The 24,129-nt window shown below is 54.2% G+C and carries 23 protein-coding genes; 6 read left to right on the forward strand and 17 right to left on the reverse strand.

Features of this window, described 5'->3' with window-relative positions; translation table 11 throughout:
• Window positions 1–369: 369 nt before the first annotated feature.
• The 10 genes from G8770_RS17870 to G8770_RS17920 form a co-directional block, all read right to left on the reverse strand.
• The gene (locus tag G8770_RS17870; protein ID WP_167190041.1) at window positions 370–738 is read right to left on the reverse strand and encodes a DsrE family protein; all 369 of its coding nucleotides are present in this window, start codon (window positions 736–738) and stop codon (window positions 370–372) included.
• A 176-nt stretch (window positions 739–914) separates the two neighbouring features.
• Complete coding sequence (locus G8770_RS17875; RefSeq protein WP_167190044.1) at window positions 915–1,604, reverse strand: winged helix-turn-helix transcriptional regulator; 690 nt, start codon at window positions 1,602–1,604, stop codon at window positions 915–917.
• 433 nt (window positions 1,605–2,037) lie between these two features.
• Complete coding sequence (locus G8770_RS17880; RefSeq protein WP_167190047.1) at window positions 2,038–2,286, reverse strand: DUF6868 family protein; 249 nt, start codon at window positions 2,284–2,286, stop codon at window positions 2,038–2,040.
• A gap of 760 nt (window positions 2,287–3,046) precedes the next feature.
• A complete protein-coding gene (locus G8770_RS24740) occupies window positions 3,047–3,223 on the reverse strand; it encodes a MerR family DNA-binding protein (RefSeq protein ID WP_167190050.1) in 177 nt (58 codons plus the stop codon).
• A 200-nt stretch (window positions 3,224–3,423) separates the two neighbouring features.
• Complete coding sequence (locus G8770_RS17895) at window positions 3,424–4,302, reverse strand: SDR family NAD(P)-dependent oxidoreductase (protein ID WP_167190053.1); 879 nt, start codon at window positions 4,300–4,302, stop codon at window positions 3,424–3,426.
• 24 nt (window positions 4,303–4,326) lie between these two features.
• A complete protein-coding gene (locus tag G8770_RS17900; RefSeq protein ID WP_167190056.1) occupies window positions 4,327–5,112 on the reverse strand; it encodes an SDR family oxidoreductase in 786 nt (261 codons plus the stop codon).
• A gap of 109 nt (window positions 5,113–5,221) precedes the next feature.
• A complete protein-coding gene (locus G8770_RS17905; protein WP_167190059.1) occupies window positions 5,222–6,019 on the reverse strand; it encodes an NAD(P)-dependent oxidoreductase in 798 nt (265 codons plus the stop codon).
• 12 nt (window positions 6,020–6,031) lie between these two features.
• Entirely contained in the window at window positions 6,032–6,796 is a 765-nt protein-coding gene (locus G8770_RS17910; RefSeq protein WP_167190062.1) for an SDR family oxidoreductase, read from the reverse strand.
• A gap of 6 nt (window positions 6,797–6,802) precedes the next feature.
• Entirely contained in the window at window positions 6,803–7,633 is an 831-nt protein-coding gene (locus G8770_RS17915) for a carboxymuconolactone decarboxylase family protein (RefSeq protein WP_208022349.1), read from the reverse strand.
• A complete protein-coding gene (locus tag G8770_RS17920; RefSeq protein WP_167190065.1) occupies window positions 7,606–9,084 on the reverse strand; it encodes an aldehyde dehydrogenase family protein in 1,479 nt (492 codons plus the stop codon). Before G8770_RS17920 ends, G8770_RS17915 begins: the two co-directional genes overlap by 28 nt.
• Before the next feature lie 255 nt (window positions 9,085–9,339).
• Here G8770_RS17920 and G8770_RS17925 point away from each other — a divergent pair, with 255 nt between their 5' ends.
• A complete protein-coding gene (locus tag G8770_RS17925; protein ID WP_167190068.1) occupies window positions 9,340–10,062 on the forward strand; it encodes a GntR family transcriptional regulator in 723 nt (240 codons plus the stop codon).
• Window positions 10,063–10,297: 235 nt separating this feature from the next.
• On the opposite strand, the gene G8770_RS17930 is transcribed toward G8770_RS17925, so the two are convergent.
• From G8770_RS17930 to G8770_RS17960, 7 genes are all read right to left on the reverse strand, one after another.
• The gene (locus tag G8770_RS17930) at window positions 10,298–12,517 is read right to left on the reverse strand and encodes a TonB-dependent receptor (RefSeq protein WP_167190071.1); all 2,220 of its coding nucleotides are present in this window, start codon (window positions 12,515–12,517) and stop codon (window positions 10,298–10,300) included.
• 182 nt (window positions 12,518–12,699) lie between these two features.
• Complete coding sequence (locus G8770_RS17935) at window positions 12,700–13,266, reverse strand: nuclear transport factor 2 family protein (protein WP_167190074.1); 567 nt, start codon at window positions 13,264–13,266, stop codon at window positions 12,700–12,702.
• A 92-nt stretch (window positions 13,267–13,358) separates the two neighbouring features.
• Window positions 13,359–14,219, reverse strand: coding sequence for an SDR family NAD(P)-dependent oxidoreductase (locus G8770_RS17940; RefSeq protein ID WP_167190077.1), 861 nt, complete (start codon window positions 14,217–14,219; stop codon window positions 13,359–13,361).
• 71 nt (window positions 14,220–14,290) lie between these two features.
• Window positions 14,291–15,211, reverse strand: a complete 921-nt coding sequence (locus G8770_RS17945) for an SDR family NAD(P)-dependent oxidoreductase (protein ID WP_167190080.1) — start codon at window positions 15,209–15,211, stop codon at window positions 14,291–14,293.
• Window positions 15,212–15,301: 90 nt separating this feature from the next.
• Window positions 15,302–16,474 (reverse strand): FAS1-like dehydratase domain-containing protein, encoded by a 1,173-nt coding sequence (locus G8770_RS17950; RefSeq protein ID WP_167190082.1) that lies wholly within the window; start codon window positions 16,472–16,474, stop codon window positions 15,302–15,304.
• A 231-nt stretch (window positions 16,475–16,705) separates the two neighbouring features.
• Window positions 16,706–17,779: a helix-turn-helix domain-containing protein gene (locus G8770_RS17955; RefSeq protein ID WP_167190085.1), complete on the reverse strand. Its 1,074-nt coding sequence runs from the start codon at window positions 17,777–17,779 to the stop codon at window positions 16,706–16,708.
• Between the two features lie 223 nt (window positions 17,780–18,002).
• Complete coding sequence (locus G8770_RS17960) at window positions 18,003–18,908, reverse strand: LysR family transcriptional regulator (protein WP_167190087.1); 906 nt, start codon at window positions 18,906–18,908, stop codon at window positions 18,003–18,005.
• A gap of 128 nt (window positions 18,909–19,036) precedes the next feature.
• Here G8770_RS17960 and G8770_RS17965 point away from each other — a divergent pair, with 128 nt between their 5' ends.
• From G8770_RS17965 to G8770_RS17985, 5 genes are all read left to right on the forward strand, one after another.
• Window positions 19,037–19,708 carry a histidine phosphatase family protein gene (locus G8770_RS17965; RefSeq protein WP_167190090.1) on the forward strand — a complete coding sequence of 224 codons (672 nt, stop codon included), beginning with the start codon at window positions 19,037–19,039 and terminating at the stop codon, window positions 19,706–19,708.
• Window positions 19,709–19,721: 13 nt separating this feature from the next.
• On the forward strand, window positions 19,722–20,945 hold the full coding sequence (locus G8770_RS17970; protein ID WP_167190093.1) for an acyl-CoA dehydrogenase family protein: 1,224 nt from the start codon (window positions 19,722–19,724) through the stop codon (window positions 20,943–20,945).
• Between the two features lie 10 nt (window positions 20,946–20,955).
• Window positions 20,956–21,987: a phosphotransferase family protein gene (locus G8770_RS17975; protein WP_167190096.1), complete on the forward strand. Its 1,032-nt coding sequence runs from the start codon at window positions 20,956–20,958 to the stop codon at window positions 21,985–21,987.
• Window positions 21,988–22,082: 95 nt separating this feature from the next.
• Entirely contained in the window at window positions 22,083–23,258 is a 1,176-nt protein-coding gene (locus G8770_RS17980; RefSeq protein ID WP_167190099.1) for an acyl-CoA dehydrogenase family protein, read from the forward strand.
• A 53-nt stretch (window positions 23,259–23,311) separates the two neighbouring features.
• On the forward strand, window positions 23,312–24,091 hold the full coding sequence (locus G8770_RS17985) for an SDR family NAD(P)-dependent oxidoreductase (RefSeq protein ID WP_167190102.1): 780 nt from the start codon (window positions 23,312–23,314) through the stop codon (window positions 24,089–24,091).
• The last annotated feature ends 38 nt before the right edge of the window (window positions 24,092–24,129 follow it).

Genomic DNA, 24,129 nt, shown 5'->3' on the forward strand with positions numbered 1-24,129 from the left:
GGTGACAGGTGACAGGTGACAGGTGACAGTTTGAGACCCTGGCGCAGAAATGGATAGCTAAGGACATGAGTTTCTCGCAAGCATCCCATCACAAACAATAACCCTGTCTGGCAAATTCAATAATGGGACATCATTTTTACTAACCTATAGCTGCCAGGCTGTCCCACTAACCCATAGGATATGGAATACGCTAAGCCACAGTTATTTTAAAGGCATTGCTGCAGTTAAATGCTCATGTTCACCTTAACGGTTATAGGAACCCTTCAATGACAGGCAGTCCGGGCCGTGGATTTCCAATTACCAGATTTTGCGGGCCCGGACATGTGTTTGTATACGGATACTGTCAGCAGCTTTCAGCTCCCTCAATGGTTAAAAGGTTAGCGTAGCCGCCCCCTTGCCAATACGCTCCATAATCACACTGGCGCCGTGGATGACAACGCCGTCTATCAGACTGTCCTGATCATAGCCCCGAGCGGTGGTACAAGGCGGGCAGGCCCAGACATCGCCGCCGCGGGCAATGAACGAATCCAGCAAACTTTTTAGACTTTCCATGGGTTGAACGTGTGTGTGGTCAATACCATTCTTGCGCACCAGGTCAATGGCACTACTGGTAAGAAACAGCCCAACCGTTTTGCCAGAAGTAAGTGCACCGTTGGCAATGGTCAGGCCGACTGAAGAGACTTCGTCGTAAATTCCCTTGGTCATGACAATGATGAGATCAGTGGTTTCGTTATTCATGATTTACGCCCTCATGGTTGGGAATGATGTATTCACGCCAAGTGCCTGGATTAAAAATGCTCTGCACTTAAAATAGGTTGCATTAAAAGTGCGCTTGGTTGAAATAAGTCTATGCAAGGTGCGATTAGCGAGACAGGTCAATATCTGTAGTAAGTCACTACAGATATTGAAGTAAATCAGGACTGAAAAGGTTGAGGATTGTCGCTGGTGAAGGAACTGATGCCCAACCAGCGCGAGAGATTTCTGGTATAGACCGAGGGACCCACGACCTTGAGCAGGCCATTCTCTATGGCTTGATGAATGTCGGTCTCACCATACCAGACGCGAGTCAATGCTTTGGTGGTCGCGGTTATATAGACATCGACGTCGAAGCCGAGATTTTGCGAGCATTCCTGGACGACATTATTACGGACATAAAAATAGTGTTTCTTATGCGGCTTTACATCGGTCAAGAGCAACTGGATCACCGTATCCCCAGAAGGCAGTTCATCGGTGTTAATCCCCCCCGCAATATCTCTGATGAGACTGGGCACGGGGTTATGCTTATCCGTCATCCCTTCACTCGCATAGCGCATGCCCCATCGACCGAGCTCTGTCAGCACGGGCGCCAGAGCTTTTCCAGCGGGGGTAAGATGATACTCATGACGCCCTCCCGAGGTACTGGCTTTACGAATAATGATACCCTGCTCTTCGAGAAAGCGCAGCCGTGTACGCAATAATGACGGGGAAAGATTGGGAATGTATTTCTGTATTTCGGAGTATCGCGTAGAACCGAAAAACAGTTCTCTGACAATCTGCAACGTCCATTTTTCACACAGCACAGAGGTCGCCATGGAGATAGGACACGCTTCACCATAGTCGTACATAACACTGTAACCTTTTATTTATTCGCACGCATAACGCCAGACCGGCGTGCAATTGTGAACAGATCGTCAACCGCCGGTCACGACATTCGGTACGCCGTTAACCCCGGATTATCTGCTGGAGACCAGGAGGCTTGCCAAACCCACGGTTCAGACAGAGCGCTCTATACTGATGGCTCAATAACCGGCTCCACATCCAGAGTGCGATATACAACATCATAGTCAAAGAACTTGGGACAGGACATCCTTTCTGGCGACACTTCCAGACTGCGGTGGTGTATTGTCACCTGCCAACAGAGCCTACACTCGCCCAAGGACTTTGAGAGTAACACCATCAATGACCGTACCTGCGTGGTGTTGCGAAGTTCCGGGAATATCAGCAACCCCAACATCCAGCTTGCGCTTCTGCTGCCGTGAAGCTTACGGAATTACCGGTTTAATAGCCCATTACCTTGAGAGCTATGTAGGGCACCAGGTTGGTGATGAATATCGCCAGCTTATAGTTACCCAAAAAATTAAAATACAGAACATCCAATGTATCAGAGTGAATGTTAGTAATTGAGGAATGGATATTTTTAAAAGGAGTACTAAACAAGGTCATCATGAAGGCACTGACCACGTACAGGCACAGGTTAATGAACGTGCACCAGCCTAAAAAAGTGGTTACAACAGATATATTATCCACATCTATACTCCTGTCTTTTTCATTATGCTCTTGAGTATAAACAATAAAGTCTCTTTTCTGATTAAATATGCCGTTTATTCACGGATCTGTGACTGATTGTAAACTGCGACAGCCTCTCTAACTGGCTGTCCGGGACCTGATGTAACTCTGATCCGTTCTAAATTCGATTCTTTAACACGGTCCCAATAAAGTCATTCAGATATTCACGCCTTTGCTACTAATCCACTGGTCAGCCGAGAAGCTGTGGGGCCCTGTTCTGGTGCTGTCAAATCCCCCACTTTTTTTGCCGCTAATTCTGGCCTCCACATCACAAAACTCTTGCCCCCTCATCATTTACCGGTAATTTCAGATCTCTGTGGTTTTCTATCGGGCGGCTGTAAGGAAGGTCTTATTGAGGGCGTCGAGAGGATTCGAAATGAGTCATTATGTGCAAAACATGATACCTTCGGCGGAAACCGAGGTGGTCAGCATCGGTCGATCATTAAAACAGCAGCGGTCCTGCACTGACTCAAAAATCAGGTATGTCTGAATCAAAGGATCACAGAAAGTTTCTGTATGCCATCAACAAAGTCGCTTAACTCGGATCAAACGCCCTTGCCTCAGGCCCAATCGCTGCTGCCTGATCATCCGGATTGCTCAGGTGACAATCTTCAACTGTCAGACAACCACAACCGATGCATACGGTCAGCTTGTTCCAGAGCGCAACCAGTTTGTCGATACGAGCCTCCAGCTCATGGCGCCACTGCTCTGACAGTTTTTTTCAATCAGCTGCGGATGGGGCTTTATTATGAGGCAGCGTGCTCAGTTGCTCGCGGATTTCCTTTAAGGACAAGCCCAGACTCTGTGCCACTCTAATGATGGCCAGTTGACGTAAAATATAACGCGAGTAGCGGCGCTGTATCGCCTTTGTGACTGAGTCCGAGGTGCTTGAGGTCATTGAGGACGGTTTGCTGGACGAGCGCTAAGCGACTGGTGTCCGCCGTTTGATGGCTTCTGCCTGTGCTATTCCGGCAGGAGAAATATCAGCTCTGCCTTGCAATTGGTGATTGATCGGCTGAGGTATCGCGATTAATGAACCGGTTTCGACCGGGTTTTTCGTCACGTTTCAAGCACGGTGGGGGGTATCGATATCACGGCTTACAATGGTCGTCTCGGCAGTCCTAACTCACCCCGCTCAATCTCGGCAATTTTTTGACGGATAAACGCATCCGGGCTTTCAGCGTGTCGCTGCATCTCAGCCCTTACATGATCGTGGGTGGGGATGAATATCTGCCCTGCGACCATACCGTCGGCCAGTTTGATCGCAGCCTGCTCGGCCGTGATTAAGTCAAACTGTGATCCGGGCCCGCTCATGACGGCATCGTTCGACCAGCTTTTCATCGCTTTCATAACATTAGTCATGACCGGACCTGGACAAAAGCAGCTCACGCGAATGCCTTTAGGCTCAAGATACAAGGCCAGCGATTCCGACAATGCGATGACCGCTGCCTTGGACGCGGCGTAGGGAATGCGGTTGGAGGCGTAGGGGTAGAGTCCGGAAAAAGACGCCGTGTTGACTAAATGCCCGCGCCCTCGTTTCAGTAGTTTGGGGAGAAACAGATCGTTGCTGCGAATCACCGGAAACAGGTTCAGGTCGATTACCCGCTGCCACTCGCTGAACGGCATATCCTCCGGGTTGCCGGAGACAATCACGCCGACGTTGTTGACCACAATGTCGATATCACCCAAACCAGTTTCGGCTGCACTGACAGCATGACACATGGACTCCTCAACCGTGACATCACACTGCAGAGCGATGGCCTGAGCTTCTTTTTCATCTCGACTTACAGCATTACCAGCCGATGCATTGACCGTCGCAGCGGTGTTGGCAGCCGCAGCGGCGTCGATATCCGCCACCGCGACCCTGGCCCCGCGCCGAGCAAACTCCAGTGCGATGGCTTGACCGATGCCGTGCCCCCCACCAAAGATCAGAGCTGTTTTTTGTTGGAACACGTCTGGCTGCTTCAGGCTGCTCATACAAATCTCTCTGCCCGATTGTTGTTAAGGCCGGATCACCCAGCCGCCATCCACATGCAGCACCTGGCCCGTCATCCAGTCACCGGCCTGCGAACACAGCAACAGCAGAGAGCCCACCAGTTCATCCGGCGCACCCCGCACCCGCATGGCAACGCTGGCCTGCAAGAACTGATAGAACGGCGAATCATCCGGCACCAGTTGCTTGCCAGCATCGCTGGTGACATTGCCCGGGGCAATGGCGTTAACGTTGATGTTTTCGCGGCCCAGCTGGCGCGCCAGAGTGGTCGTCAAACCAAGCAGCGAAAGCTTGCTGATACCGTAAATGGAGGTCGCCGGAAAAGCCCCACCGGAGGTTTGATTGACAATCTTGCCGCCGCCGCGCTTGCGCATCAGCGGTACGATCGCCTGTACACAATTGAGCGCACCGGTCACATTGACATTCATGATGCGGTTCCACTCGTCCAGGGAGATGTCCACCGCCTGCTCGGATTTCAACTCCGCCATCAGCGCGGCATTGTTCACCAAAATGTCCACCCCGCCAAACGTTGCCTCGGCGTGGTCCGCCATCGCCTTGACCGAAGCGGGATCGGTGATGTCCACACACACCGCCGCTGCCTGGCCACCGGCGGCCTGAATTTCTTCCGCCACCGCCATTGCACCTTCGAGATTCAGGTCGGCCACGACTACCGCAGCACCAGCCGCCGCCAGACCCATGGCGTAGGCACGACCAATGCTGTTACCTCGACCACCGGCACCCGTCACCACGGCCACTTTGCCGTCAAGACGGTATTGTTCTATTGAAAAAGCCATATTCTCTCTCCACACCGGGAAGCCCGGTTGTTTATTTCATAGGGGTTGCTGTTTTTTGTATCGATCTTGATCTCGCTTTCAGCAATTGGTCTAGCCAAATCAACGGGTGTCAGACTTTCAGTGCTGCCTGCAGAAATGCTTGCGCGGTATCACGAATCAGCGGGTAAGACGCGTCATCGCCCAAGGCTTCGCCCAGCAAGCCGACATCTTTGTTGAGCATGCGGGCACCGTGGGCAAAATCGCTGGCGTTTTGAATGCGACTGCCCACCTCGAACGCAAAGCTGCGGCCACTGCTGACCTTGACCAGTTCCACAAACGCCTCCCGATTCACACCCAGGGCGCTGGCAGCCGCCAGCGAGTTGTGGGCAATCGCCAGGTTCGCTGCCATCATGGAGTTGTTCACCAGTTTCGCCATCTGACCGGCACCCACGTCGCCCAGATGAATCAGCAGGCCACTGAAGGTTTCAAACACAGGACGCATGATCTTGAGCGCCTCGTCACTGCCACCGACCATCACCGTCAGTGTTTTATCGCTCGCCGCACTGCCTCCGCCGCTCACGGGGGCATCCACGAGGTACAGGCCGCGTGCGGTTGCCGCTGCCGCCAGATCGCGGCACAACTGCGGGTGTACGGTGGCATGAATGGCAATACAACCGCCTGGCGCCATCGCCGGGATCAGTTCGTCACAGACATCACACACACCGGCATCGTCCACCACACAGATGCCACAGAATTGCACTTGCTCACCCAGCTCCCGTACACTGCCAGCCACCGTGGCCGACGTGCTGACAAAGGGCTGCAACGACTCTGCACGACGTGCCCACAGCATCACGTCATAACCGCCGTCGATCATCGCCTGCGCCATGGGCGCCCCCTGGCTACCCAGTCCGATAAATCCGCACTTCATGGGTTTCCCCCCTTAACCGGCCGTAATGCCGTTGTCGATGGAAATACAATTGCCGTGGTAGCCGCGTGCCGCATCCGACGCCATGAAGGCCACCAGATTAGCCACATCGTCTACTTCCACCGTCCCGCGCAGCGGCTTGAAGCGTTGCATCAGGCTGCCATCCAGATCCTTCGGCATGTTCATAAAACTGGAGACAATATTGGTCACCATGCCACCGGGCGCCACCGCGTTGATACGGATCGGTTTGTGCATGTATTCCATGGCCATGGCCTTGGTGAGGTTGGTCAGGCCCGCTTTGGTCGCGCAGTAAGCGGCAGCGTAGGCCTCGCCCATAAAACTGGCCGACGAGGTCACATTAACAATGGCTCCGTGCTGCTCGAGCAGGTGTGGAATCGCCGCCTGCGACAAAAAGAAAGGTGCGCTCAAATTGACCGCCATGGTGGTGTCCCATTGCACCTGGGTCATATCCGTCGAGTGATTAAAAAAGATCACTCCGGCCACGTTGCACAGCGCATCCAGACGGCCAAACGCGGCCACGGTTTCAGCCACCACTGCCTCGCAATTGTCTTTTTGCGAGAGATCCGCCGGACGCACCAGGCATTCCACCCCCAAGGCTTGAACAAGGGTCGCCGTCTCCTGCAAACCAGCTTCGTTCAAATCCACCAGGCACACCTTGGCGCCAGCCGTTGCCAGCGCCACCGCGGTGCCACGGCCCAGCCCGGATGCCGCGCCGGTCACCAGGGCTACTTTTTCACTCATATCACTTGCTTGTTGCACGGTTGATTACTCCTTCGGTTTTCCGTCCCAGGTGAGGTTCTTTTTCACTTTTTCGGCCATTTCAAACACCACGCCCTGCACGTAAGAGGCTCGCGGCCAACCGGCATGAACGGCATACTGCAGCACAAACTCGTTCATCTCTTCGTAGCTGGCGTTGCCGCTGGCCATGGCGCCGTAGATGTGTGTACGGATAGGAATGTCAGCCGACGAATTGGCCACGCCCACCAGTGTTAACCAGCGCCGACCGCGCTGATCCAGCCCTGGTCGATGCCAGACTTCGCCAAACACGAAATTGAGAATGCCGCCTTCAAAATACGGCGCCACCGGGGGCGGCCCGCCAAACGTCATGACGTTGTGAAACTCGGCAGCGCCTTTCTGCAGACGCTCTTGGGGATCCCAGGGCTCGGCGCGTATCGGGTCATAACCTTGCGCTTCGATGCCCTGCTCTGTCAGCACAAAATCTATGGCCTTATCGATAGCGGTACCGCTGTCCCAGCCCCCGTAAATGGCACAATGCAAGGCGGCTTCACGCAACTCCAATTGGCTCAGACTGTCATTGAGCAGTGCACCGCGCACGTAATCGTTCAGGCGCTCACTGTGCACACCCGACTCGGCGACGCTGGCTATCGAAATCAGATAGCGCGAGCGCAGATCGAGGCCGTCCCGGGTCCAGACTTCGGCAAAAATATAATCTCGCCACGACGACTGAAACAGTGTCGCCGGCTCTGCGGCGGTCTTGCCCAACAGCGTTTCCTGCTGCGCATGCCCACGCTCTGTGCGCGCTTTCGGGTTCAGTAATGTCATTGCCGTTACTCCACCGGTGTCAGATTCATCCACACATTTTTCACCTGCAGGAATTCCAGCAACCCCTGCTCGCCGCCCAGGCGGCCGAAGCCACTTTGCTTGTAACCACCAAACGGCGCGAACGGCTGCATGCCTTCACCGGAAGCGTTGACCTGTACCATACCCGCCTGCATCTGACCGGCCACATGATGGGCGCGACGCAAATTCTGGGTGTGTATATAGGCGCCGAGACCGTAATCGGTACTGTTGGCCAGTTCGATGGCTTCTTCCTCGGTATCAAATGGGGTGATGGTCAGCACCGGACCAAAGACTTCGTGCTGTGCCAGATCACTGTGGTGATCCACATCGGCAAAAATGGTCAGCGGCATGTAATAGCCTTCACCAAATTCTCCGTCAGCACGCTCACCACCACACAGTAAACGCGCGCCCTGCTCTTGGCCCTTGGCGATGATATTCTCGATCCGCTGCAGAGACTGTGCGCTAATGATGGGGCCCATCACCGTGGACGGGTCTGCCGGGTCGCCGAGCTGAATGTGTGCGGCCATGGCCTGAATCATGGCCAGAAACTGATCGTACACCGTGCGCTGTACCAACAGGCGAGTGCCGTTAACACACCCCTGCCCACTGACACTGACCGCGCCACTGAGACCGCGCTTGGCGGCATCCTGCAGATTGGCGTCGTCAAAGACGATTACCGCAGACTTTCCCCCCAACTCCAGGCCACAGGGCTTCAGGGTTTGCGAGGCCGTTTGCAACACTTTCTTGGCCGTATTACCGCTGCCGACAAACTGCACCTTATCCACTCCCGGGCTGGCAACAATGGCCTCACCTACATCCGGGCCGCCGCACACCATATTCACCACCCCGGGCGGAAAACCGGCTTCGGCAAACAGTTCTGCCAGACGCATGACCGAGTAAGGCGCCAGCTCCGGAGCCTTAATCACCACGCAGTTGCCCGCGGCCAACGCCGGAGCCAGCACCATCGCCGCCGCAAAGATAGGGCCGTTCCACGGCACAATGGCGCCCACCACACCGTAGGGTTCGTAGTTCACATAGTTATGCGCTGGTCCGTTCCAGGCATCCAGGGTTTCACCTCGCACCTTGTCTGCCCAGCCAGCGTAGTAGCGAAAGCGCTGCGCCATTACCACGGGTGTATAAGGCGAAAGCATGGCTGGATAACCATTGCCCAGCGTATCCAGCTGGGCCAGCTCCTGCGATTTTTGCTCAATGAGATCCGCCACTTTCAACAGCAGGTTGCGGCGCTGTTCGCCCGTCAACGCACGCCAGGCGGGCAACGCTTTCCGCGCAGCATTCACTGCCAACTCAACCTCAGCGACACCGGCCAACTTCAGTTGCGCGGTCACCTCGCCATTGGCCGGGTAGATGTGGTCCCAGGTAATACCTGAGCCCTGCTCAATACGCTCCTCGCCGGCGATGGCGACATAGCGTGGACGTTTGGATGTATCGGGTAGCTGAAATGCCATAAGGCGTCTCTCCTGACTGATTCCCCCAGCCGTGTTGAAAGCCAGGAGGCAGCTGATTCAAATCAGCATTGGTTATGATTGGCTCACAATATAATACGCACATTATTATGATGTAAAGTGTATTTTTTCTGTTTTACCTCTATATAACCCCAAATTAAGAGCGTGTAATTCCATTTTACGAAAACTGTCCCTCGCCGGGATTGCTGCTACAATGCCCAGCCTTACACCAAACCACCCGCAGACATGGATCCGGATGTGAAAGAGAAAAAACCTCAAAAGCGCCACCTGGTGCAGAATACCGCCGAAAAGCTGCGCGAATTTATTCTCGATGAAGAGCCCGGCAACTACCTGGGTTCACTGAATGAAGTGGCGGAAAAGCTGGATGTGGGTATCGTCACGGTCCAGCAAGCCGCCCGAGTTCTGGAGCACGAAGGTCTGTTAACGGTGAAGCGGGGACCCGGCGGCGGCTACTATGGTGCCCGCCCCGATGACGCCGCGCTGCTGCGCTCGTTTGCCACTTACATGCGATTGCACAACATCAGTTATCGGGATGCGTTTGAACTGTCTGTGCTGCTGGACTGTGAGATCATCAAATCGGTCGCCGAGAGTTACGATGCGTCACACGTCGAGCACATCACCCAATTGCAAGATCAATTGCAACAGTGTGCCAACGCCAATGACGTGATTGCGTTTGAACAAAACTTCCGCGAGACCCTGTTACAGATCTCCAGTCGTCCGCTGCTGGAATTGCTGTCCCGGGTGGCCATGCAAATGTACATCGCCAAAGACGACCAGGAACAATTCACGCGCTTGTTTGGTATCGAGGAATGGCGACAGGGCCGCCAGCGTATCTTGCAAGCCATCATGGCTCACGATGCCGAGCTGGCGTCTTTTGAGGCGCAACGCTTTCAAGCCCTGGCGCAGAAGTGGATGAGCGATGATAGAAACACCGCCGCAAAGGCCCCCCGGGATTCATAACCGGGGGCACTTTTTTAAATCATCAAGGGCCGCCAACCTGAAGGCGCTATCATGAACCATCAGGATGAAAACGCCTGCCCTTACTAAAATTGGCTACCATGATCCGCATTGCCGAGCCCCCTTTAAGAGGCGATTGATGTTTGCCAAAATTCACAAACTTCAACTGGAGTCCCACTCGAAGTAACCGAAACACAGAAAATCTCGACGACTACTGTGTTTCGGTTACTGCACTTGCCTAATTCAGCTTTACGTTGAGCGAGATTCCCAGGGTAGCAGGTGCTCCCCACATGGACATGGCACCCAGCTGTTGCGGTAATACCTGGGTGCGATACTCGGCATCCGTCAAGTTGTCCCCATACACTGCGACCGAATAACGCTCTGACGGTGCCGTCCACTGCGCACGAGCACTTAATAACTCATAAGAATCCTGCTCGAACTGCTCTGAAGAATCAAAATAAAAGTCAGAGGTGTAATAGAAGGTACTGGAGAGATCCAAAGTGCCCCCGGCGATCAGGGTGGAATAGCTGACGCCGAGGTTGGCGGTTAACTCTGGAGAGCGCTGCATCTGGAACCCCGCCGCTTCAACGTAGCCAGGAACAAAAATGCCATAGGGTGAACCAGCGCACCCCGTAAACGCCAGGCATTGTTCCCAGGCCTGCGAACGGTCAAAGTTTTCATACTCTGCATTCACGTAAGCGCCACCCACGTTCACACTTAATTCATGAGTCAGGGCGAGCCGCAATTGCGCATCCATACCGTACACCCGCGAGTCAGCCGCATTTTCGATGAGGCTTTTGGGGCCATCGTAGGTCGCCACTTGCAGATCCTGATAATCATAGTAGAAAGCAGCCACATCAAACGTCAGCTCGTTGGAGGCATACTTGTAACCCACTTCATAAGCGCGAATTTCTTCAGGGTCGACATCGATACCATCAACACTGGTGCTCCCCACATTCAGTAAACCGGCTTTAAAGCCCTGTGTGTAGGATGCATAGACACTGGAGTTGTCCGTAGGGGTATAGCGCATTACAACCCGGGGGGTCAGATTGGTATCACTGATATCGTCCACATCCTGTTGAGTAATGCCTCCCAGTCCGTCAGCAGCAACCGTCAGGTAAGCGTCCTGGGTTTTGTCATAGCTCAAGCGCAAACCACCGGTTAAAAACAGACGGTCCATCAATGCATAGGTCACATCACCAAAGGCCGCGATAGAGCGGGAGTCGGTACCGGAGCCACCATTGAGAACAAAGCCAGCGCCCTGATCGGCCTGATTGTCAGTAAACTCGTTGTCATCCATAAACAAAAACAAACCCGTGGTCCACTGCAGCGCACTGCCCGAGTCTGATGCCAGCAAAAATTCCTGCGTGAAGATGTCACTGTTAACGTCGTACTTGTAATGAAAAAAAGTTGCCGAAGAGAAATCAAAGTCCATTTCATTATGGGTACGCTCACGCCGATACTGGGTATAGGAGGTCAACACAGCCCCCTCCAGCTGATGCTCCAACGTCATCTGGTAAACGTCACTTTCAGCCAGAAACTCCGGCTGAAAGTTCACCGAAACCTGATCCGGATCCGTGGCCACCTGCCCGCCCCAAAATAAGGCCGAACTGTATATCCGCCCATCCTCTTCGAAGCCATTGGGAGTTACGGCCGTGCGGTTGTCGGTATCGGTATGGGTGTAGCGAACAATCAACGACGTCTGATCATTGATGTCCCAGCGCGCCCCCAGACGCACCATCCAATTGTCATAGGCAGCCGCTTCATCACTGCCGGTGGTAATATTGTCGTCAAAGTTATCACTCTGGCGAACTTGCGCTGCCAGATCAAAAGCCAGGTCGTCACTGGGTCCACCGGTGGCGTACAGTTTCGCGCTCTTGGTGTCGTAGCTGCCGTAGGCAAACTCTGCTTCCGCACGGGGATCACTGTCAGGTTTGACGGTCGTCACCAGAATGGCGCCACCGGTGGAGTTGCGACCGAACAGGGTGCCTTGCGGCCCTTTAAGTACCTGCACACTTTCGACGTTTAGCAATTCTGAATCGACAAAGAACGGGTTGGGAGACAAAAACCCGTCGGTGTAGATGCCCACATTGGAGCCGCCACCGGAAACCGCCACCGCAGTGCCCACCCCACGAATGGTCGGCTGAGCCAGGGAACCCTGATTATCAAAACGCAGACCCGGTGTCAGCTTCATAATGTCACTGAGCTGTTGCACATCACCTTTGCCCAGCATATCTGCACTGATGGCGGTAATGCTGATCGGCACATCCTCGGATTTTTCAGCACGACGCTGGGCTGTCACCGTGACCTCTTCCAGCACGGCTGCTTGCTGTGCCAATAGCTGCGGTGACAAAAATAGGGAGCAGGCCAGCACGCTGGCCGGCATCGCCTGTTGGGTCGCTCTGACCAGGCACTTTATGTGGGAGGGAATTGAGCTGCGAAATACTGAGTCGTTCATGGGCTCTCCGGTATGATGTTTCATTGTTGTTGTTTTAGAATTGGTTGAACTTCAGGGCGGCTGTGATAAAAAATCGAGTGTGAAAATTGGTCATATCGTTGGGAACGATAAACTTGGGGGGCAAAAAAATCGGTTTTTTACCCCCAAACAACCTGCGCTCAGGAAACGGCTTGGCCCGTTTGTCAACCTTCGGCGGGGGACTTCAGGTCCCGATGATTCTTAAGCGGACGGCTGTAGGAGGGATCCTCTTGCGTACGTGAACTCACTCCGTTGAGGTGCAAATCCGCCACATCCGCAAACGGGATAGGCAGGGTGGGCAAGCTACCAGACCACTCAATCACATTGGTTCGAAAGGCAATCTTCCACTCGCCCTCTCGACGTTCCAGTCGATCAATGTATCGCCCTCCGGCAACCCAGTTAGAGTCGTCTCGATTGCGCCCGACAAACTGATAATAGATTTCGCTGTGGGCCGTATCGCCCTCAATGTCACAGGTATGGTTAAGCAGATTGTGCTGAGTGGCGCTTTGACCGTGTTCATGCAGGTCTTTGGCCCAGTCGTATATCTCTGCCGGCCCGGCCACATACTCGCCCGCCGACAGCAGCGCGTCTTGATGAAAGGCTGACAAAAACAAATCGCGGTCAAAGCGATCCATGCCACGACTGAAACGCACCAGACAATCGTAAATATCCTGGCGGTCCAACATTTGTTGCAAGCGTTGCATTTGCTGCTGAGTATTCGAATTCGACATTTTGATACCTGTTGCTGTTTTTATGATTGTCGTTAGAGCAGACGTTCAGCCATTCTCAACCAAGGTAAGTGACCTTACTACTGACATTGCCATTACACCGGCTGCCAAATGGGCGCTCCCCGGGTCTCTCGCAGCGACGGAATCTCCCGGCCGTCAACATCCTTGACCCCATACTCAGCGGCCATTTCTGCCGTAATGAACGTGCCGCCGGAGTGACGCATCACCTCCGGGTCACTGGCCAGGGCGACAATGACCCGTCCGGGAAACTCGGGGGAGCAACCATCGGCCGGTCGGGTAGCAGCACCCTCCTTGAGTCCGGGAATGTTGGCCAGGTTGCGCTCGGCCCGCTCGGTGAGCGTCAGCCCCTGCCACAAAGACAGCGACGCAACCTGATGCGGTTTTAATTCCACCGCCATATCCCGGGACATGCGATCAACCGCCGACTTGCTGGTGCCAAACACGACACCGTAGGTGTAGGCAACACCGGTATAGCCGGAGATCGCTACAATCAAACCACTTTTCTGTGGTGCCATAATCTGAGCGGCGTGCCACGCTGCCACAAAGTTGGAGCGCACACCGACATCAATCATCTCCCAGTTGGAGAGCGGCTTCTCCCAAAAACCTTTGACTTCCGTCAGGTCATCGGGCAGCGAAAAGGCATTGTTAACGAGGATATCCAGGCGCCCCTGCTCGCGCTTCACCTGCTCAAACAGAGCGGCTACCTGTTCATCATTACCGTGATCCACCTGGACGGCGACACCCTGTCCGCCACGACGGCTCACCTCTTCCGCCGTCTCTCCGACGGTACCCGGCAATGGGTATTCACCTTTCGTTACCGTCCGGCCTGTAACGTACACCGTTGCGCCGGCTTCTCCCAAAGCCAGCGCGATGCCCTTGCCTATACCGCGACTCGCGCCGGTAACAACAGCGACCTTTCCCGTCAGCGTTCCCATAGCTATCACCTCTCCTAAGCTTTTGTTATCTGTGTCCAGTTTGTTATGAACACGGTTTCTGCTTTGTGTGTTTATTTCTCCATTCCATCACGCGCCATCTGGAAACTCTTCTCCAGGTGGTCCATGTATCCGGAGGGAACCGGTGGCAGCAACCATAGATTATCGGTATTGCGGATGGCATCGATATTGTCGGCCACCTCGTCAATAGACCAGTTCGGGCGATAGACACCTTCTGTCTCGGCCACCAGGGCACGAGCGACACGCCCGGCAATCGAAATGTACAACTCACCGCTGACACTGCAGGACTCATGAGCCAGCCAGCCCACCACCGGGGACACCATATCGGCACCCATCGGTGGGTATTGGGAAGTATCCAGGCCATCGGCCATGCGGGTGACCGCCCCGGGCAAGATGACATTGCTCTTGATGCCTTTATCAGAGCCTTCGATGGCAATGACATTGTTCAGGCCGATGGTGCCGGCTTTGGAGACCCCGTAGTTGGCGACATTGTGGGTGCCATAGATACCGCCGATGGAGGAAGTCAGTACCACACGACCATAACCGGCTTTGGCCATGATCGGAAACGCCGGGCGGACGACATGAAAGGCGCCCATCAGGTGCACATCCACGACGGATTCAAAATCGTCCTGTGACAGCTCTTCCAGAGATCCGTAACGCACGTTACCGGCGTTGTGAATCAGGATATCAACGCGCCCATAGTGATCCATAGCGGCCTGAATAATGGCCTGCCCACCGGCCGGCGTTGCCACCGAATCGGTATTGGCGATGGCCTCCCCGCCGGCAGCGCGGATCTCCTGCACCACGCTGTCAGCGGGCCGGTCATCAGTATCGCCACCGGCCATAGTGCCACCTACATCGTTGACAACAACCCTGGCGCCTTTGGCGGCCAGCAGTAGGGCATATTCACGCCCCAAGCCACGGCCGGCCCCGGTAATGACCGCCACCCGGCCATCGAATCGTCGCTCTGTCATACAGATATCTCCAAATGCGTTGTTATCGTTATGCGCACGGTTACCGTTATGTGCCCTGTTGGTCGTTTGAAATTATGTGGTCCTCTGAGATTATTTGGTGGGCAGCTCAATCTCAGCCGTCGCCGTGGCCGAGGTGACGCCCTGCTGGTTGACCATTTTAAATTTCACCTGCACCAGATGGCGCCCTTCGTCATCCACCATCTTGTCTACCACATCGGCCGTCATAATGGTGATATCGCCAGTAAATGAAGGCCCCCGATACGCGCATTCGGAGTGAACCACAAAGCCCCACTCCCCGGCCCAGCCGGCAAGATAGTCCAAAATCCAGGCACCCATGGACGCACCATAGCCGTAACCGCGCGGCATACCAATCTGGCGAGCGTAGCGTGGGAACAGATGGCCCCGCGATGGCCCGATGTAGGCACCGTCGGTCATCTCCGGGTTTTCCAGCTCCAGCACAGGATCCTGTTCTTTGCCAGCCATATCCCCGGTAAAGCCCAACGCTTCCATATCCAGATCGGTACGACGTTTCACGCCGCACCAAATGGTAAACAGGTAAGCGCGCCACTCGGTGGAAAAACTGGCAATACTGTGAGGACCGATAACCCGCGTCGGCAAGCTGTCTCCCACCTGCACATCTTCCCAGTAGCGCTTGCCATGCCCCAGATCGTGCAGCATTTTGATCCATTCAAACTTTTGATCTTCCAGTTTGGCCAGCTCTTCATCGTCCCAAACTGGATCATCCTGTCGATCGTCATTTTCACTGGCCATTTCCCGGGCCAGGTCGGGACGGTAGCGGATGGCGGTGGAGCGCTGAGTCGCGATCAAGTCACCTTCCTGATTGTAATAGTAGTTATCGCCACGCTGGAAACAGGTAGGCCCAGCAAACTTGGTGTCTTTAACGACGTAGTCCACCGGCACCCGGTGGTTGTGCAACATATCTCCGGCAAACACCCGCGGGCCGTGGAACCACCATTCATCACCCCCAAACACCAGATGGGACTCCGGGATAAACCCCACACAGGAAGGACCGGTGCCGTGCGCATCGTCCATCGCCACCGGCAGTGATTGCGGAGCAACCATACGACCAAAGCGGCTCTCTTGGGCGTAATCCAGATCATAGTGAAGACGGTTCGGGTAATGCATCGCCTGCACCCAGCGACGGAAATCCATATTGGCAAAGGGTTCACGCATACGTGCAGGTTGAATGGGCACGCCCATGTGGTTGTCCAGATCGGTACAGTCCAGAGTCAAATCGGTCATGTCTAGCATCTCTTTCAGGTAAGGTTTACGGCCTCGGCTGGCAGGTTCAGCCCCACGTCAGCGTCCGGACTTGTTATTAGTCATCGATGTTGATCATTTTAGGAGGCCGGGGGATGCCCGGTTAGTCATTTAGCGCATAATATGATGCATTTTACGCAATGCGCACCGAGAGACGGGTATGACAATGCCAGAAAAAGAAGGGTTACGGTATAGAAGAATTCGGGATAAGAATTATTGCTGTGCCCGTCGGTATTGTTGGGGTGACATGCCCGTCCAGCGTTTAAACGCCCTGCCAAAGCTGGTGCGTTCGGAATATCCCAGCTGATCGGCCACCGCCGCCACCGGGCAGGTGTCATTTCTCAAGATACACTTGGCCCGTTCCAGCCGGTGATATTCCACCACCTCGGAATAGCTTTTACCGACGGCCTGCAGGCGCAACTGCAAAGATCGGGGGGACATACCCAAATGTTTCGCACAGGACTCCATAGAAAGGTCCGCAGTGCTCAACCCCCGGGCCACAAACACATTCACCCGCTCCAGAATGGTCTGGCGAGGCAGGCCCTTGAGCCGGAACAGGTAACCGTACAACAACTGGTACAGAGGCGAGTTGGCGCTAAGCACCGGCTGGTCCAGCCAATTTGTCGGAAAACCAATACAGGAGATACCAGTACCCACCCTTAGGGGGCACTCAATAATCGCCTCAAACTCCTCCACCAGCTCGGGAGGAAGGCTTCCCGGAATACAGACATATTCTGGCTGAAAGGAAGTATCACCTATTTCCCGCAGCGTTTTGAGATTAAGTAACAGCCCTTGATAGTTAGCCTGGGTGTTGCTGGAAAAACCGGAACGAGCCATCCAGCGAAGCTCGGAAGTCAGGCTGCCCGGCACCAGCTCCAGCACACTTTCCGAAGAGTGCACCACCGGAATAAAGTCAATCAAACAGGTCAAGGCCTCACGCACCGTACTGGCTGCCCGGCACAGCGCGACCACCGTTCCGTAGGTATCAGCCTGCTGATGTTGCGCCAGATGCAGGCCGAACAACGGATCTTTCAACTCTCTGGCGCATTGCTCATATAGATTCACATAGGACTGGCAGTCAATGAAACTGTTGGCGTCTTCGATCAGGCGGGGGGCAATACCGTGTTGCTCCAGCAGCGCTTGATAATCTCCCCCCAGGGAAGTCACTAATTGAGGGAAATAGGCCAGATTGGCACTGCGCACCTGACTGAAGTCTGGCAGTGTATGAAGAGGCTTCTGCAGGCTGAAAAATGGGGCAAAAGTATCAGTATTCGTTGTATTGGCCATATTGGATTCCGTTAACAGGTGACCCCCAAGGCGTTTGCGCTCCAATTATACGCCTGCATCAGTGGAATCCTACTACTTATGAATTCTTACTCCTTGTGGATCAATAGCCGTTGTAGATTTATACTACTTTTGCCGGAGAAGGCTGGTTATTTTCGCCGTTGAAGCAAGGGTAATCAGAACACGATGACTGCCCCCTGCCCTCGGGTGTATTAACCCATCCGCTTCAGGGCTGCCCCAGCACCTCGCTCACCACCTCCATCAGTAACTGCCGTATCCATTGCGATGCGGGATCCAGATCGGCGTTTTTATGCCAGTATAAATTCCAGCTCAGAGGCTCCACATTAAAAGGAACCGCACTGGTGTGTAAACCGGACTTTTCCGCCAGCACTTTCGGGGCTGTCCACAGCAAATCGGTCTGACTCGCGATCTCGATGGCCACCAGATAACTTTGCACCCGCATTTTGATGTTGCGCCGCTGCCCCAGGGCATGCAGGGCAATGTCCATCTGACCACGCCCCTTGCGTCGACTGGACACGTGCAGGTGCTCACTGTCCAGAAACCCCTCCAGAGTCAAATCCAGCTTCGACAGCGGATGTTTTTTGCGCATCGCCACCACGTAGGGTAATTGCGCCAGCGGCACATGGTTAAACTCTTTTGCATTGACTGCGGGCACATCCAGCAACAGGTCAAGCCCCCCGGATTTGAGGTCTTCGGTGGCCATGGTCCGGTCAATGTAATAACTCTGGACAGTGATTTCCGGCGCCTCCTGCTTTATCCGCAAACGTAATTTGGGCAACAGCAAAGATTCTGCGAGATCGTTCATGCCCAGACGAAACAGCTTTTCGGACTGAGCAGGATGAAATCTGGTGTTGGAGAGGATGCTGCGTCCCAGCAATGCCAGCGCCTTGCGGACATCAGCGATCACATTATCCGCCACCGGGGTTGGCAACATGCCCTCCGGGGTCCGCACAAACAGCTGATCATCAAACAGTTTGCGCAAACGACTCAACGCATTACTGACCGCAGGCTGGGTCAAATTCAACAGCAGTGCCACTTTGGTCACACTCTGTTCTTTATACAAAGCATCCAGCACCACAAACAAATTCAGATCGACTTTTTCCAACCGCATGGGCCACCTCTCAACATTTATTAAATCAATTCTAATACATCACTTAAATAAATTAGAATGATTATATAACAGATTCTATACTGCCTTCCAAACAACAGCCTTCAGATCGAAAAGAATGAGTGTATACGATGGCGGAAATCACCCTGATCCGACACGGACAAGCGTCCTTCGGCTCGAAGAATTATGACCAGCTAAGCGAACTCGGTCAGCAACAGGCCGTTTGGCTCGGTGAGCACTGGCGCCAGTCAGGCATCGAGTTTGACCGTATTGTCACCGGTACCATGGTCCGCCACCGGCAAACGGCTGAAGGCCTGTTGCGAGGGCATGGTCTCGATATGCCTCTGGAGCACCATGCCGGGTTGAACGAATACCACTTTCAAGGGATATTGGATCCCTTGCGGGAGCAACACCCGGCGTTGTGGCAGGACACCGGTCACGCCAAACGAGACTACTATGTCAATATGAAACAGGCCTTGACCTTCTGGATGGACGGCCGCATTGCGGACGATGGGCAAGACAGCTGGAAAGCGTTTTGCCAGCGCATCCAGGTAGGTTTTGAGTTTGCGTATCAAACTGAAGCCAAGCGCACCCTGGTGGTGAGCTCCGGAGGACCCATTTCGGTGATACTGGCCGAGGTTCTGAAGCTCGATCACGCCACTACCCGCAATATTACCCTGCAGATCAAAAACAGCAGTTGCAGCAAGCTGCTGTACAACGGTCGCGAATTCAGCATGGACAGTTTTAACGACATCAGTCATTTACGGTCCAACCACACACCATCAGCGATTACCTTTTCCTAGGCGGAGAGACCCTATGTTTCAACACAGCGAAAAATCCCAGCTGCTGCTGGCCAAGCTTAAGACTTTTATGGATGAGCATATTTACCCCAATGAAACGGCCTACGCCGAGCAGCTACACCGTGCCGAAAACCGCTTTGCACCGCTGCCGCTAATGGACGAACTGAAAGAAAAAGCCAAAGCCGCCGGACTGTGGAACCTGTTTGTGCCAGAAGACCATGCGCAATACTGCGAGCATGGCGGCTTGTCGTTTTTTGATTACGCGCCACTGGCCGAAGAAATGGGACGTGTCATCTGGGCGCCGGAGGTGTTTAACTGTAACGCACCGGACACCGGCAACATGGAGGTGTTTATGAATTACGCCACCCAGGCACAGCAGGACAAGTGGCTTAAGCCGCTGCTGGCCGGTGAAATTCGATCCTCTTATGCCATGACCGAGCCTCAGGTAGCTTCCAGTGACGCCACCAACATCCAACTGGAAATCAAAAAGGACGGCGACGAGTGGGTACTCAATGGTCGCAAGTGGTTTATCACCGGCGCCATGTACGAGCGCACCAAAATTTTTATTGTGATGGGCAAATCCGATCCGCAGAATCCCAGCCGACACCTGCAGCAAACTCAGGTGCTGGTGCCTAAAGACACCCCGGGCATTACCCTGATCCGCCCGCTCACCACGCTCGGTTACGACGACGCTCCCATCGGTCATGCGGAGATTGTTTTTGACAACGTGCGGGTGCCACTGGAAAATGTTTTGCTAGGTGAAGGTCGTGGTTTCGAAATTGCACAAGGGCGTCTCGGTCCAGGCCGTATGCACCATTGCATGCGCTTGATCGGCTCCGCACAACGCTCTTTGGAATTGGCCTGTAAACGGGCCGCTAGCCGTACAACTTTCGGCCGCACCCTGAGCAAACACCAGTCCGTGCGTGAAGAAATTTCAAAAAGTTTCTCGGAAATCGAAATGGCACGCTTGCTGGTACTGCGTACCAGCCACAAAATTGATGAAGAAGGTGTAGCGGCTTCAGTGGACATGATTGCCGCCACCAAGACTACCGTTCCGCTGCTGGTTCAAACTGTCATTGACCGCTGCATGCAAATGCACGGCGCGGGTGGCTTGACAGAAGACTACTTCATGGCCGAAGCGTTCAATTATGCCCGCTGGTGCCGTCAGGCCGATGGACCCGATCAGGTCCATCAGATGGCATTGGGTAAAAAAATCATCGACCGCTACGCCGACCAGTAAGGATCGAACCATGAGCGAATCTCATCAAACTGCCTTTGCCTTCGATACCGACAAACTGGCCCTGTATCTGGAGCAACACGTGGTGGGGTTTAAAGGCCCGATCACAGCCGAAAAATTTTCCGGAGGACAGTCCAATCCCACCTTTCTGCTGCACGCAGCCAGCGGCAAATACGTATTGCGCCGCAAGCCACCTGGTGAACTGCTGAAATCCGCGCACGCCGTCGACCGCGAGTATCGGGTGATTGCCGCGCTTGCGGGTACTGGCGTCCCGGTCGCCAAAGCGTATCACCTGTGCGAAGACGACAGTGTGATTGGCAGCATGTTCTACCTGATGGAGTACATCGACGGTCGGGTGATGTGGGATCCGTCCCTGCCCGAAGAAACGCCACAAAATCGCGCCGCCATTTACACCGAAATGAACCGAGTGCTGGCGGCCCTGCACTCGGTTGACATTGAGGCAGTCGGTCTCAGTGACTACGGCAAACCCGGCAACTACTTCGAGCGCCAAATTGGCCGCTGGAGCACACAATACCGGGCATCAGAAACGCAAACCATTGCGGAAATGGAAACCTTGATGGAATGGTTACCGGCCAATATGCCCGCCGATGATGGTCGTATTGCCCTCGCACATGGAGATTTTCGTCTGGACAACATGATGTTCCACCGCGAAAAACCGCAAGTGTTGGCCCTGGTAGACTGGGAACTGTCGACGTTGGGGCATCCCTTTGCGGATCTCGCCTACCAGTGCATGCAATTACGCATGGAAAGCTCCGGCGTGATGTCAGGCTTGGGGGGTGTAGATCGTGCAGCCTTGGGTATTCCCAGCGAAGAACAATACGTGGCACAGTACTGTGAACGCATGGGGCTAGACGGCATTGAACACTGGAATTTTTACCTGGTGTTCAGTTTTTTCCGCTTTGCCGCCATATTACAAGGGGTTAAAAAGCGTGCACAGGGCGGTAACGCCTCCAGTGAAAAAGCCGTGCAAATGGGCGCATTGGTCTCACCCTTGGCCAGGCAGGCTGTGCGCCTGATTGAATAACAGGCACCGCATCTGGGCTTAGGCTATTCATATACAAATATAAAAGATCACCATCAACAGCGGGCAGATCGTGTAAACGGCTGGAGGGAAAAGTGATGTTTAAGCGTGATTTTACTGAAGAGCAAGGCATGTTTCGGCATGCCTATCGCAAGTTTTTGCATCAGGAAATCCAGCCCCACATGGAGCAGTGGCGCGAACAGGGGATTGTCGATCGTGAAGCTTTCTTAAAAGCCGGCGCCAACGGTTTCCTCTGCACCTGGGCCGATGAAGCTTTTGGCGGACTGGGTGACCCCGACTTTCGCTTTGAACAAATCATGATTGAGGAAACCCAGTACGCGCTGTGTGCCGATTGGTATTCTACGTTGCATAGCCGTTTGGTTGCGCCTTACCTGAAACGGTTTGGCACCCCGGAACAACAACAGCGCTTTCTGCCCAAATGCGTCAGCGGTGACACCATTCTAGCCGTTGCCATGACCGAAGCCGATGCCGGCAGCGATTTGGCCGGTATGCGCAGTACCGCTATCGACCAGGGCGATCATTATCTACTGAACGGCAGTAAAACTTATATCTCCAACGGCATCAACGCCGACCTGGTGATCGTTGCTGCCAAAACTGATCCGCTGAATAACCCTCGTGCCGTTAGCCTGTTTCTTGTCGAGCGGGGTATGGCCGGGTTTGAGCGCGGTGCCAACCTTAAGAAAATGGGCAAAAAAGGCCAGGATACCGCGGAGCTGTTCTTTGCTGACGTAAAAATCCCAAAGGAAAACCTACTGGGTGTAGAGGGCAAGGGATTATCACAACTGATGGAAGCACTGGCGGAAGAGCGTTTAATCTCGGCAGTAGAAGCTTTGGCTGCCGCCCAAAAAGCGTTCGATATCACCGTGGAATTTACCCAACAAAGAAAGCTGTTCCAGAAACAGCTGTGTGACTTTCAGAATACCCAGTTCCAACTGGCTGACTTGCGGGCTCAACTGGATATGCAACAGGTGTTCATTGATCAATGCGTAAAAGCCGTCAATGCTGACCAACTCACCGCAGTGGACGCCGCCAAAGCCAAGTACCTCACCACAGAATTGTTGTGCAAAGTCGTGGATGAAGGCGTTCAGCTGCATGGTGGTGCCGGCTATATGGACGAGTACCCCATTTCCCGGATGTACACAGATGCCCGTGTGACCCGTATCTATGCCGGTACCTCAGAGATCATGAAGCTGCTGATCAGCAGGGACATCTACAGCGGCGATTATTGCCCGTTTATCGATCGCGACCTGTAACTCCCAACACACGCCATACTGAAAACAAAACTGCCGTCAGGAGAAATACACCCATGTCACCATCCATTCAAAACCTGCTGTCGCTGGAGGGAAAAACCGTACTCATCTCTGGCGCCTCCAGCGGACTCGGCGCTCACTTTGCCGAGATCATGACAGACGCAGGTGCCGAAGTCATCGTTGCAGCACGGCGGGTCGATAAACTGCAACAATTGGTTGAAACCCTAATTGCTAATGGTGGAAAAGCGCAGGCATTGGAGATGGACGTCACCGATGCCGACAGTGTCAACAAGGCCTTTGCACAACTGGACGGAATGATCGACTCCCTCGACATTTTGGTGAACAACGCGGGCATCAGCTCAGCCCCCACCCGTTTCACAGAGTTGGACGAAGACGACTGGGGGTATGTGCTGGACGTCAATTTAAAAGGCGCCTGGCGGGTCGCCAAACACGCCGCTATCCGTATGAAAGCGAGCGGTAAAGGCTCCATCATCAACACCGGCTCTATTTACAGTTTGTGCACGGGTCTTCTAAAAGCCGACTACAACGTCTCCAAAGCGGCCATTGCCCAGCTCACCAAAAACATGGCCCTGGAGTTGTCCCGCTACGGTGTTCGCGTCAACAGCCTGTATCCCGGCTATTTCGCGTCAGCGATTAACGAAAGTGAGTTCAGCACAGAACGGGGTAAAGCCTACATTGCCCGTCTGGTTCCTCAACGTCTGGGAGAGTTCCACGAATTAAATGGGCCTCTGCTGTTGCTGGCCAGTGATGCCGGCTCCTACATGACCGGAACGTCTTTGGTGGTCGATGGGGGCAGCCTGCTCAGTCCCATTTGATGATACGGCGACTCATCGAATCAAACGGATGGAGAAGC

The sequence above is a fragment of the Pseudomaricurvus hydrocarbonicus genome, from assembly GCF_011602365.1.
GTDB lineage: Bacteria > Pseudomonadota > Gammaproteobacteria > Pseudomonadales > Cellvibrionaceae > Pseudomaricurvus > Pseudomaricurvus hydrocarbonicus.